Here is a 12,995-nt window from a genome sequence, read left to right on the forward strand (position 1 = left end):
CCCTGTTGAATACAGAAATCATCTTCTTGATGTGGCATAACCTTTTTTTAAATGTCCTTTACAACGGGTACACTTTAGTTACCGGTTGACCTTTTGCTCTTATGCCTGCTTTTTTGTTTTGACTGTCGTTCGTTTTTTCTTGGGAGCTTCTGTCGTCGCTTGTTTCGGTTTTGTTTTATCAATTGACGCTTGTAGCGCAGCCATTAAATCGGTGACATTTGACTTTTGTTCTTTTTCAACTGGCGTAACAATTTCTTTACCTGAACGCTTAGATTCAATCAGTTCAATCAATGCAGTTCGATAATCATCCGTGTATTTTTCTGGGTTAAACGTTGTAGTTAACTGATCGATTAACATAATCGCGGTATCAAGTTCTTTTTCTGTTACTTTATCTTCCGCGGGAACATTGGGAACATCAGCAGCAGATCTTACCTCATCCGGAAAATGAATTGTTTCCATTACTAACGAGTTTTCATACACTCGTATGACAGCCATCTGTTCTTTTGATCGAATGATAATTTTTGCTAGGCCAACCTTTTCTGATTCTTGAAGCGCCTTTCTTAGTAAGGAATATGCTTTTCCACCCCCATCACTCGGGGACATATAATAGCTTCGATCATAATAGATTGGATCGATTTCCTCCATTTTTACGAAATCAATAATCTCAACTGCCTTTTCTTCATTCTCTTTTTTTAATTTATCGAAATCCTCGTCTTCAAGAATGACGAATTTCCCTTTTGTGTATTCATATGCTCGAACAATTTCCTCTTGCTTCACTTCTTCATCGCAAACAGGACAAGTTTTTTCATATTTAATTGGAGAGTGACATTTTTTGTGTAATGTCCGAAGCTTGATATCCTTATCTTCTGTTGCCGAATGAAGCTTGATGGGGATATTTACGAGCCCAAAGCTGATACTCCCTTTCCAAATTGTATGCATATGCATTCTCCATTCCTATTAGCCATTTTTATTATTTTTTCTTTAAAAAGATACATTATCCTACTTACTATTTGGAAAAAGAGTAAGTAAATGATGATATAGGAAAACTAAAAGGTAAGGAGAGTGATTCGTGTGAAACCAATGCTACCTACTTTAACATTCGAGATACCACAGGGTGATAATTGGAACTACGAAGTAAAGTACGATGGCTTTCGTACCCTTTTATTTTGGGATAAGGATATAAAATTAATAAGCAGAAACGGAAACTCCTTACTCGAAATTTTCCCGGAAGTTAAACTTTACCTAGAAAAAAATAATGAATTGTTTAAAGAATTTCTACCCTTGGTGCTCGATGGGGAGTTAGTGTATCTTGAAAATGAATATAAAGCACATTTTAGCAGCATTCAAGTTCGCGGAAGAATGCGCAGCGAAAAAAAAATACTTGAAAAAGCATTACATAATCCATGCCGTCTTCTTGTATTTGACTTATTATCAATAAACGGAGAATCGTACAGCGAGAGGAATTATGTTGATCGTAAAAAAGCACTTCTTAAGCTTTTTGAAGACTGTCGCTTACCAACAACTCCCGACCCCGTGAGTACAGATTTAATTCAGCTAATTCCCACTTCTAAAGATTACCAAGCTATTTGGGAACAAGTCGTTTTACATGATGGTGAAGGAATTGTGGCCAAGAAAGACACAAACCAGTGGGAGGAAGGCAAACGAACCACTCTTTGGCTGAAGTTTAAAAACTTTAAATACGTTTCCTGCTTTGTGACGGCATATGAAAAGTCAAATGGGTATTTTTATGTTGGAGTTTACAAGGATACCAATATATATCCAATTGGACAATTTTTATTTGGTATTAAGCCCGAGGAAAAACAAGCTCTTTTTCAAATTATTAAAGAAAATAAAACAAAAGAGGATGACCGTTTCATCTACGTTCAACCTGCTATCTGCTTAGAAATCAAGTATTTAGAACTTTATGATGAACAAATGCGCGAGCCTCATTTTGAACGGTTTCGATTTGATCTTTCACCTAAGGATTGTACCTTTGATAAATTTGTTCACCAGCAAAAGAATTTGCCTCAAGATATTGATGTTACCCATCCAGATAAGCCCTTGTGGGAGAAGCCAGCGGTAAAAAAGATTGATTTTATTCGTTATTTACAGCAAATTTCACCGTATTTATTGCCATTTTTACATAACCGATTATTAACCGTTATTCGTTATCCACATGGTATGTTCGGTGAAGCTTTTTATCAAAAAAACTGTCCTGACTACGCACCTGATTTCGTTCAAACCGCCTTACACGAGGGAATCAATTATATCGTTTGCAATAATTTAAAAACGTTATTATGGTTAGGTAACCAGCTGGCATTTGAGTTCCATATTCCTTTTCAAACTCTATCTAGTAAGGGACCAAGTGAGATTGTGTTAGATTTGGATCCTCCTTCTAAAAAGGAGTTTAAACTAGCTATTAAAGCTGCTCAAATGATAAAAGAAGTCCTCGACCAATTGAATCTTATTGGGTTTGTAAAAACGTCAGGAAATAAAGGGCTACAGATTTATATCCCACTTCCTGAAAATGAATTTTCTTTCGATGATACAAGACTGTTTACGGAATTCATAGCAGAATATTTAATCTCCAAAGCACCAGATTCATTTACTATCGAACGCTTAAAGAAAAATCGGCAAAACAAATTGTATATCGATTATATTCAACATGCAGAAGGGAAAACCATTGTGGCACCTTATTCTGCTCGGGGAAATGATACAGCTGCTCTAGCCACTCCCTTATTTTGGGATGAAGTAACAGACGAACTTCGTATGGAAGATTTTACGATCTTAAACATGATGAAGCGTATAAATGAAAAAGGTGACCCGTTTCAATCCTATTTCGAGACGAAACAAAAGCAAAACTTTTCACCCATTCTTGAATTTTTAAAACAAAAAAAATAGCCGGGATACCCCGGCTTACAGCCATTCGTTTAACACCTGTTTTGAATGTTCTTCCAAGTTCTTATATTGATTGATTTCTTTTGAGATTTCTTCCTTTTTCACATAAGAAAATAAATGTTGTTCTAACTGAACTTCTATTTGGAAGCGATGTGTAAAGGTTGCATTCCCGATTAAGTCAATTTTGAAAGAGTCATCAACTTTATGAGCAACACAGCGTACCTTGCCACCTGGGTTAAACACATCTACCGGTTGTTCAAACTCATTTAGGCCCAGCAAACAAGTAACAAGCGTAGAAGCAGCCATTGCTGTTCCGCAAGCATTCGTAAACCCAACTCCTCTTTCAAATGTACGTACATAGATACTTCCTTCCTGAAGCGGCTTTACGAAGCTCACATTTACTCCATCTGGAAATAACTCGTTTGGGCTATTTACCTTTTCACTCAGTTCTTTTTGTATATTTGATTGAATTTGATCTTTTGTCACAATCCCGATTAGATGAGGGTTAGGTACAGCTACAGCAGTGAACTTAATTTCTGAAAGCTCTTGTATTGGTTCATCTATTAATGTTTTTTGATTCAGAATTAATGGAAGATCTTTAAGTTCAAAAGAAACAGGAGAGATTTCCACCTGATATGTAGGGATTTCTCCAAGAATGCTTTCTCGCTCATTCACTTCTAAATTCGCTTTCATCGTTTCTATGACCGCACTTTGGATGGAAAGTTTTTCACAAACATAACGGGCCACACAGCGTAATCCATTTCCACACATAGACGCCTCTGACCCATCTGCATTAAATACTCTCATTTTGGCATCAAAATCTTCACTACCCAGTACAAATAAGATCCCATCAGCTCCTACTCCTTTTTCTCTATTACAAAGAAGTAATGCAAGCTCGGAACGCTGTTGCTCAGTAAATAAAGGATTGGTCATTTCATCAATGATGAGGAAGTCATTATTTGATCCATGACATTTTAATAATTCTAAAATCACATTCAAACCTCCATAAACATACATATTAATATTCTACATTTCCTCTATTGTACAATAAAGTAATCGTGTAGAACATTATGATTGTATTTTAAAGATAACAAATATCTTCTACAACCATCCGGTTAGACCAATTGATTGCTTCAGCATATAGTTTGAATAAATCTGTTTCCATGATCTCAAGCTTTTTACATAAATCTCCGATCATTTTCCATTGTGCTTTTTCAACCGCTACAGCAAGGTCCAACACATCTTTATACTCGTTTTGCACTCCCATTAACGCTTGGACCATGTCCTCCTTTACCGGAAGTGAATCAATCATTTTCTCTATTGGAATGGCCTTGACCGAATTCATAAAAGAAAAAATACCTGTCATAAAATATCCTGGTATTTTTTCGGATTTACCATTCCGTATTCTCCCAATTTCTTCGCACAGTCTCCCTCTTGTTAAGCATAGTTTTGCCACGTCTAATGAGATGCTAGAGGTTTGAGTTAATTCTTCTCTTGCTGCCAATACATATATCCAGTTCTCTATTTCGAACGGCCCAAACTGTTCGACCGCTTGGCGAATATGATAGATTTTTTCTTTTAATTTATTAGCCGGTGAATTAATTAGTTTTAAAATTTTGTATGAAAGTGAAGGATCTCTTTCAATAAAATCAACTATATCATTAACAGAAGTCTTTTCCTTTGATATAAATGCTCTCATATCAACATAAGAGGTAAAACATGCTGGAATATCAAAAGTTGAGAAAATTGCAGGCTTTGCAAAGTAATAGCCTTGAAACAGACTATAACCATTAGATTTTGCTTCCAAATATTCTTCGTTGGTTTCTATTTTTTCTGCGATTAAGGTTGTATCAGTATCCAATGCCTTTTTATTTATGCGCTTTCTAACGTTCTCATCTGTTTTTTGGAAGTCTACCTTTATAAAATTTGCCTGTTCTAATATGTCATTTGAATAAGGGTTCAGTTCATCTAGCAAGCTTGAATTAATCGCAATTTTATAATGACTTTTCTTCATTTCTTTTAAAATCTCTAATAGATTTCTACTTGGACGTGTAGTTTCAACAAGCTCTACGACTATCTTCTTCGAACTAACATAGGAAGGTAACCTCATATCTAAAAGTTTCTCTGTAAAATTAATAAAACAAGGCCTTCCTTCAGAAAGAGCATCTATCCCTATATTTAGAAAGCTATTAATTATCAACTCAGTGGTAGCTCGGTCACCATCTACTTTTGGAAATTCATTAATATGATTATTTCGATAAAGCAGCTCGTAAGCAAATATCCCTTCTTGCTGATTAAATATCGGCTGCCTTGCAACAAAAACTTCCATCCTACTCCCTCCGACCATTGCTCTTTGGCGAATATTTATATTTTATCGGAGGTAAATCATAGATACTGTCGAAGTTTGTAGGAAAGAAAATATTTATTGTTCTAAAAATTAAAATAAGGAGCATCTCAAAAAATGAGATGCTCCTTATCAATCATATATAATGTGTAAAGAAATTTACAAGGAATAAAAAAGCGATGACATAAAGAGGAACTGAAACGTCTTTCGCTTTTCCTATTGAAATTTTCACCAGCGGATATAATATAAATCCGATCGCTATTCCGTCAGCAATGCTATACGTGAATGGGATCATCACAATCATAATCAACGCAGGAAAGCTCTCGCTTAAATCCTTCATATCAAGGTTTCGGATATTCTGAAGCATTAATCCACCAATAATAATGAGGATAGGTGCGATTGCCGAGTCTGGTATCCACTTAAAAACCGGGATAAAAAATGCTGAAACAGCAAATAAAAGACCTGTTGTTACAGCAGTTAACCCTGTTTTTCCACCTGCAGCCATACTCGATATACTCTCCACTGTCGAAACGGTTGGACTTGTTCCGAAAAAAGCTGAAACAAAGGCAGAAACAGAATTCGCTTGTAAACCTTTGGAAAACTTTTCTGGACGATTGATAAATTGCGCGTGGCCATGAACCAATCCGATATTTTCAAATATTAGTACCATCGATAATGAGAATACCGCTACCCAAAAAGAAAAAGTAAGAATTTTAGCAAACGACATAGCCCCAAAAACTTCCGCGTATTCGCTGATTGTGAAGCTTGCTTGATTTTCACCAGAAACATCGATGGTTCCGAAAGCCCAAGCAATCATTGTTCCAAACGCTACCGTTACCAGAAAGTTTCCTGGTACTCCTCTTAAAAACAAAATAACCGCAATAACAAAGGTGATGATAGAAGCCAAAACACTAGGTTCGTTTAACGCACCAAGTGCTATTAAACTATTGGTTCCTTTTACAACTAAGCCGGCTTTTTCAAGACCAATAAACATAAGGAATAGCCCTAAGCCTACGGTTATTGCTTCCTTTAATGACTGTGGGATTGCCTGACTAAGCTTAATAGACAAGCTAGTAAAGGCAACAATCATAAACATAATTCCAGATACAAATACAACCGCTAACGCTTCCTGCCAGGTAAGCCCCATTGTTTGCACTAGGGTATAAGAAAACAGTGCGTTAATTCCCATTCCTGGAACAAGAATAATCGGTGCATTCGCCCACAAGCCCATGAGAAGACAACCGACAACAGACGTAAGAATAGTCGCGATTATTGCTCCTTCAAGCGGAATACCTGCTTCAGATAAGATAAGCGAATTAACAGCAACAATATACACAATCGTGAAAAAGCCGATCGTTCCTGCAGCGATCTCCTTTTGAATGGATGATTCATGCGCTTCAATCCTAAAAAAACGATGTAACCATGCACTTATCATATGGATTCCAATCTATTTAATTAGCCCTCTCCCTACCCGCTTTCACTCAGTAAATATGAGTCAGCCACAATCATATATTTTATCACATTTTGCACTTACTGCCAATTCCTTGTTAAGGTAGTCGCATCAATTCTTTATACAAATTTTCTTTATCAAGAGCACCTGTTACTTTATTTCTTATAACTCCCGTTGAATCAATAAAATAACTTGTTGGATATGCCAAAATTTCATATTCAGCAGAGACTTCTCCCTTTTCGTCTAATAAAATTGGAAAGGTCAGCTTTTGGTCCTCGACAAAGGCTGTTACGTCCTTAAGGCTATCTTCTGTGTTTGTCATGTTCAATGCAAGAATAACATATCCCTCATCCTTATGTTCTTTATACAACTCCTCCATATGTGGCATTTCAGCCTTACAAGGTGGACACCAACTTGCCCAAAAATTCAATAGAACCTTCTTTCCACGATAATCTGCCAGGCTCACTTGGTTCCCGTTTAAATCCCTCACTTGAAAGTTTGGTGCTTGATTCTCCATTTTTATTCCTACTGGTAGTCTGTCAGCATCTTTGATTACTTCGTATTTATTTTCGTCTACCTTGCTAATTAACCCCTTCTCTTTTAATAAAAACTTGTCAACGACAAACAGTACTAAGACAATCAACGTAATGATGATCATAAATTTTCTCATTGTAAATCCTCCACAATAAAAACCAACCCCAGGTTGAAGTTGGTTTCATCATACTATAACTATTTCAATTATTCTATCTCACTGCTCAATGATTTCTATACCGATAGATCTTGGTCAGAATAGAAAGGAGTATGACTTTATCGAGGTCAGTTACCTCTTCACTAAATGTAAGTATGGGTGTATTTACATCTTTAATATGCTTGTCCCAGATACGTGGCAGAAAACCTCGTCTCACTCTAGCCAATATTTCTCCTTGAGAGTTGTATAGTTTGATATCTGTAAAAACGGAAGAGGATTGAACGATTACTTCCTTTTTAGCAATATTTGTTTCTACCACATACCTTTCAAAAGACTTCCTTTGAACACTCGAAACACATTTATCACCCACATTATTCATGATTAAAATGTTCTTTCCTTTTAGTATAAATGTGTATAACTCTCCTCCATCAGACTTTGAAAAGGTATACGTTTTCGGAAAAAATTGATCTATAAAATAAGGAATAAACCATCTAAATTTGTATTGATAAAAATCCTTTATTTCCGCACTAAGTTGACCGTTTTTGCTAAATAGAAGCATCCTTAAAGAGGGTGCAGGAAGAAACTGAATAGCCATAGAAGAACCAACAACAGACTCTTCTGTTCTCTCAATAACCGGCTCATCCGAATCTTCCATTCTATGTTTATTGACTAGAAATATTTGATAAGATATGAAACTGTACACAATAAAAGGCAGAGTTAATAGGAGAACACTATGATGTTGTTTCAGAGTAACTCCGATACATACTAAGAAAAATGGTGGTATTAGTGCAACAATGCTCGCATGTAAACTCGTCATTGCTGCGTAGTGATAATAGTTATGGATTTTCATAAAACAGTCTCCTTAGAAAGAATTTCCCTACTTCATTCTATGAAACTGTTTCTCTATTCATGATACTTCTTATTATCCTTGCACCCTTACTTTTGTTCGTTGAATTACATTCTTCACTTTTTTCAAACCAGTTCCAATAAAAAATGATAGTTTTTTTTCAACCTTTCCAGCCCCATACACATAACGCTGATAAAAGAATTGAATAACCTCTTCAAGAAACAAGAGAGTAATAAAAGGCGTAAGCGCAAGCAAGACCCATACCGTCATTTTAATCTCCTCCCTGCTAATGTTTTACAGTGTATTCAAAACCAAACCAATCTATGAAACTCGTATTTTAAGTGATTTTAGGCTTAAAGGTGCATAATAGCCTCGATACTTGCAAGCCCATCCTCGTATCCTTGTTGATATAGCTCTTCTAGTCTCGTCGCATTTCTCTCCAATCGACCAACCTTAATTGGGCTTGATGGTCGAATAACCATTATATTTCCCTTCTTTTCTTCCTGAATAATCTCATTTATTGTGTCATTATACATTTGATATCGACGTGTTAACGCTCGTTGTAGACCAGGATACTGAGGGTACCTCTTCTTTACGAGAAAACCAAATCGTGAAGGTTTTTTTGTGTACCCTTCGTTTCTAGTTAATACAACTATATTCTTTCCATAACCATCACTTTTGGCCTTTTTTAAAGGAATCGAATCACTAATTCCCCCATCTAGTAAGTATCTACCTTTAAAAAATATTTCTTGAGAAACAAATGGAAGAGAGCTCGACGCTTTCAATACGGTCAGCATCTCTTGACCATAATCATTTTTGTTAAAATACACTGGTTCACCAGATGCACAGTCGGTTGTTCCAATGACAAATTCTGTTTTATTTTGATAAAAGGATTCGAAGTCAAACGGTATTAGCCTTGATGGAATTTCATGGAAGATAAAATCCATCCCAAATAACTCCCGTTTTTTTATATAATTTTGCAAAGAGAGATAACGTGAATCCGATATATACTCGAGATTCACCCTTTTATTCCTCCCTTTTTGCTGTGATAAATATGAAGCAGCATTACACGCACCAGCAGACACTCCAATAACATAAGGAAACGATAATCCGTTCTCTAAGAAGCTCTCTAACACACCTGCCGTATATACTCCGCGCATTCCGCCGCCTTCTAATACAAGACCTGTTCCATCTACAAACACATCATTACTTCCTTTCTACGCACCCTTCATTTACATATTATAACAAATTCCAATTCTCATACATACAAAAAAGCCCAGAGTCTTCTAGGCTTTATGTGAAACATTATCGGATGAGACGGAAAATAAACGGAATTCGATACGAAGTACCCTCGTACGCTTTAATAGCCCCAATAATCGTAAAGATAAATCCAGCCAGTCCAACTACCCAAATGGTTAAAAAACCAATTAAGACAATCATTAAAATAACACTAACAAACGTGTAGACAGTGTAAGAGATAAAAAAGTTCATGTACTCTTTTCCATGGTAATCAATGTATGATGACGAATCTTTTTTAATAAGCCAAATTAGCAAGGGCCCGATAAACACTGTAAAAAAGCTAATCACATAAATGGCAGCAGCCAAGGTTCTTTCTTCATTTGTTGGCATTCTATTCACTCCTTTTTATCCTATAGTATTATTTACGGTTGAAATTATGAAAGGTTTCAGGAGATTTATGTACAAATATTCCGGCTTGGAGAGTTCTTGTTCAGGACATGCTGCAATAGATATATAGTAGTCAACTTATAGAGAGGTGAAGCAGCTGATGATGTCAAAAATAGAAGCATTTGTACTCGGTATTATTCAGGGATTAACTGAATTTATTCCCATCTCTAGTACTGGTCACTTGTATTTAGGAAGGCATTTATTTGGACTTGATGAAGCGGGTATTTTCTTAGATACGATGCTACATATCGGTACGCTATTAGCCGTTTTAGTCATTTATAAAAATGAACTCATTACAATAATAAAGAACCCATTTGGAAAGCTTTCTAAACTCGTTATCATTGGTACGATCCCAGCAGTTGTAGTTGGGCTCTTATTAAGTGATTTATTTGATTCTATCTCTAAGACTGGTATCACCATTGGCTGGGAATTTATTTTTACAGGAATTATATTATGGATTGCAGAAGGTGTACGTCGCGGTGAAAAAACGTTACATTCTATCACATACGGAGATGCTTTATTTATCGGAACTTTCCAAGCTGCAGCTATATTCCCTGCTGTTTCACGTTCTGGGTTAACTATTGCCGCAGGTCTGTTCAGAAAGCTCGATCGAGAAACCGCTGCCTACTTCTCATTTCTACTTTCTATTCCTGCTATTGCTGGTGGAGTGGTTTTACAATTTGGAGAATTAGCATCTGGACAGGTTGAAAATATCAGTTTTAGCAGTCTTCTTGTTGCGACCATTGCTTCGGCTTTATTTGGATATATTGCCGTTGTTTGGATGATAAATTTTTTAAAGAAGCACTCCTTACGATTTTTTGCTGTGTATGTTTGGATATTAGGACTATTAATCATCATACTACAGTTGATGGGAATTTTTTAATACACTCACCTTCTGGTGGGTTTTTTCCATTCTTTTTAGTATGGGAGATTGAAACGTAAAAGATTACGAATGAAAGTTAGGTTGAAAAGATGAACAAAATACTATTAAAGAATGCTCATATTTATCCCATTACCTCAAAACCCATTCATTGTGGGGATATTTTAATCGAAGATGGTAAAATAAGTAAAATACATTCTAAAATTTCTTCTGACAGTACAACAAAGATCATTGATTGCAACGGTTATTTTTTACTACCGGGTTTCATTGATACTCATACCCATTTAGGTCTTTACGATGAAGGGACGGGGTGGGCTGGTAACGATGCGAACGAAACAATTGATCCAATGAGTCCTCATGTTCGTGCCATAGATGGTGTGTATCCTCTTGACCCTGCCTTTTCTGATGCTATCAAGCATGGAATCACCACCGCTCATGTTATGCCAGGAAGCGCAAACGTAATTGGTGGGACGACTTCTGTCATTAAGACATTTGGAAAAAACATTGAAAAGATGGTTGCGCAAGAAACAGCCGGTCTAAAAATTGCATTAGGTGAAAATCCAAAAAGAATCCATAGTCAAGGGAATAACGATTCCATCACTAGAATGGGAATCATGGGAATGCTTCGTGAAAAGTTTAGAGAAGCTCAGTATTGTGATAATCCAGATTTGTTACGGATTGCTCCGATTGTTATGGCATTAAAACGGGAGATACCAGTTCGGATACATGCTCATCGGGCAGACGATATCATTTCGGCAGTTCGATTTGCAGAGGAATTTAACCTTGACTTACGAATAGAACATTGTACAGAAGGCCATCTTGTTGCAGAAGAATTGCAAGGGATTGGTCTTAAGGTTAGTGTCGGCCCAACCCTAACGAGGCGTTCAAAAGTAGAACTAAAGAACAAAAGTTGGAAAACTTATCAGGAATTAACTGACCATGGAGTGGAAGTCTCCATTACAACGGATCATCCATATACCCCTATTCAATACTTAAATATTTGTGCAGCGATTGCTACTCGAGAAGGACTTCCAGAGCAAAAGGCATTAGAAGGAATTACTATATTACCAGCACGAAATTTACGCCTCGATGATAAAATTGGAAGCATAGAAATTGGTAAAGAAGCAGACCTTGTTCTTTGGAGTCATCATCCATTCCATTTTTTATCAAAACCAAAATGGACAATGATAAAAGGCGCTATTGTATATAGTCAAGCATGATTTTTGTAGGATTTTGTCTGTCAAAAATTGACGATAAAAATAGATCAATTTCTATGCATTTTCCTATTCCAATCGGTAATAAATTTTAGTATGATACTTTAGTGAGTAATAAGTAATTTATTTTATTAGAATAAAATATAGGCAAGACTAGGGAAGGCAAATGGTGCGCCACCAGGTATCTGGTTCTAGTGGGTTCGATTCCCACCCCGAAATTTTTTAGCACTACAAAAAATTTCGAGGGTAGGATCGGAGTCTCTATTTGTCATGGAGTCGGACTGTCCTCATATTGGAGGGATACACATGATCAAGAAGCGCGAGCTTCACGACTGCCATGCACTTTACGATTTAATGACGCATCCAGAAGTCTTTCCTTTTGTACGTCAAAAAGCACATTGTTATGACGAATATCTATTTATAACAAAACAAACAATGGAAGCAGAAGAACGTGGAGAAATAATCTCTCGTACGATCCTTGATGAATGGGGTTCTCCAATAGGAACAATTAATTTGTTTGATATCGAGGACAATGCAGGCTTTCTTGGCACTTGGCTAGGAAAACCATACCATGGCAAAGGATACAATAAGATTGCCAAAGAAGCTTTTTTTGAAGAGCTTTTTTATGAGTTAGGAATAGAGACCATTTATATGCGAATAAGAAAGGTTAATGTCCGCTCGCAAAAAGCAGCAGAGAAATTACCTTATGTTGTTTGCGCTAATGAAACGAGAAAAGCTTTACTTGACCAATTAAATAAAGATGAAGATCTTTATAACTTATACGAAATACCAAAAGATTTATACACATTGCATGTTAAGCGTGAAAGCCATCAGCAATCGCAACAACCATTACATCAAGAATCAACACACTTATTAGAAGCATAAACGAAAATAAAAGAAACGCTCTTTATTGAACTGCACCCCAATTGTTAGACACTAATCTAACAATGAGGGGTGCAGTTTTTTATATGACTAAATTTACATCAGA

Annotated in this window: 13 protein-coding genes; 4 read left to right on the forward strand and 9 right to left on the reverse strand. The window is 36.3% G+C overall.

All coding sequences use genetic code 11. The annotated features are described in order from the left end of the window. Positions 1 to 99 precede the first annotated feature (99 nt). The gene (ku, locus tag ACRX5O_RS25045) at positions 100 to 939 is read right to left on the reverse strand and encodes a non-homologous end joining protein Ku (protein WP_433908419.1); all 840 of its coding nucleotides are present in this window, start codon (positions 937 to 939) and stop codon (positions 100 to 102) included. 132 nt (positions 940 to 1,071) lie between these two features. Here ku and ACRX5O_RS25050 point away from each other — a divergent pair, with 132 nt between their 5' ends. After that, positions 1,072 to 2,901 (forward strand): DNA ligase D, encoded by a 1,830-nt coding sequence (locus ACRX5O_RS25050; protein WP_433908420.1) that lies wholly within the window; start codon positions 1,072 to 1,074, stop codon positions 2,899 to 2,901. Positions 2,902 to 2,916: 15 nt separating this feature from the next. Here the strand turns inward: ACRX5O_RS25050 and dapF are convergent, their stop codons facing one another. From dapF to ACRX5O_RS25090, 8 genes are all read right to left on the reverse strand, one after another. After that, positions 2,917 to 3,891: a diaminopimelate epimerase gene (gene dapF, locus ACRX5O_RS25055; RefSeq protein WP_433908421.1), complete on the reverse strand. Its 975-nt coding sequence runs from the start codon at positions 3,889 to 3,891 to the stop codon at positions 2,917 to 2,919. Positions 3,892 to 3,979: 88 nt separating this feature from the next. After that, on the reverse strand, positions 3,980 to 5,227 hold the full coding sequence (locus ACRX5O_RS25060) for an EAL and HDOD domain-containing protein (RefSeq protein ID WP_433908422.1): 1,248 nt from the start codon (positions 5,225 to 5,227) through the stop codon (positions 3,980 to 3,982). Between the two features lie 151 nt (positions 5,228 to 5,378). Then, positions 5,379 to 6,674 (reverse strand): NCS2 family permease, encoded by a 1,296-nt coding sequence (locus ACRX5O_RS25065; protein WP_433908430.1) that lies wholly within the window; start codon positions 6,672 to 6,674, stop codon positions 5,379 to 5,381. Positions 6,675 to 6,789: 115 nt separating this feature from the next. Continuing rightward, a complete protein-coding gene (locus ACRX5O_RS25070) occupies positions 6,790 to 7,362 on the reverse strand; it encodes a TlpA disulfide reductase family protein (RefSeq protein WP_433908423.1) in 573 nt (190 codons plus the stop codon). Between the two features lie 85 nt (positions 7,363 to 7,447). Further along, a complete protein-coding gene (locus ACRX5O_RS25075; protein WP_433908424.1) occupies positions 7,448 to 8,230 on the reverse strand; it encodes a hypothetical protein in 783 nt (260 codons plus the stop codon). Positions 8,231 to 8,302: 72 nt separating this feature from the next. Then, on the reverse strand, positions 8,303 to 8,497 hold the full coding sequence (locus tag ACRX5O_RS25080; protein WP_433908425.1) for a hypothetical protein: 195 nt from the start codon (positions 8,495 to 8,497) through the stop codon (positions 8,303 to 8,305). An 83-nt stretch (positions 8,498 to 8,580) separates the two neighbouring features. After that, a complete protein-coding gene (locus tag ACRX5O_RS25085) occupies positions 8,581 to 9,429 on the reverse strand; it encodes a patatin-like phospholipase family protein (protein ID WP_433908426.1) in 849 nt (282 codons plus the stop codon). Positions 9,430 to 9,532: 103 nt separating this feature from the next. After that, positions 9,533 to 9,856, reverse strand: a complete 324-nt coding sequence (locus ACRX5O_RS25090; RefSeq protein WP_433908427.1) for a DUF4870 domain-containing protein — start codon at positions 9,854 to 9,856, stop codon at positions 9,533 to 9,535. A gap of 160 nt (positions 9,857 to 10,016) precedes the next feature. Between ACRX5O_RS25090 and ACRX5O_RS25095 the strand changes: the two genes are divergently transcribed. The 3 genes from ACRX5O_RS25095 to ACRX5O_RS25105 all read left to right on the forward strand — a co-directional run bounded on the left by ACRX5O_RS25095 (position 10,017) and on the right by ACRX5O_RS25105 (position 12,892). Then, positions 10,017 to 10,796: an undecaprenyl-diphosphate phosphatase gene (locus ACRX5O_RS25095; protein ID WP_433908431.1), complete on the forward strand. Its 780-nt coding sequence runs from the start codon at positions 10,017 to 10,019 to the stop codon at positions 10,794 to 10,796. A gap of 89 nt (positions 10,797 to 10,885) precedes the next feature. After that, on the forward strand, positions 10,886 to 12,013 hold the full coding sequence (locus ACRX5O_RS25100) for an amidohydrolase (RefSeq protein WP_433908428.1): 1,128 nt from the start codon (positions 10,886 to 10,888) through the stop codon (positions 12,011 to 12,013). A gap of 300 nt (positions 12,014 to 12,313) precedes the next feature. Further along, complete coding sequence (locus tag ACRX5O_RS25105) at positions 12,314 to 12,892, forward strand: GNAT family N-acetyltransferase (protein WP_433908429.1); 579 nt, start codon at positions 12,314 to 12,316, stop codon at positions 12,890 to 12,892. Positions 12,893 to 12,995: the final 103 nt, after the last annotated feature.

The sequence above is a fragment of the Robertmurraya mesotrionivorans genome (genome assembly GCF_050971805.1).
Classification (GTDB): Bacteria; Bacillota; Bacilli; order Bacillales; family Cytobacillaceae; genus Robertmurraya_A.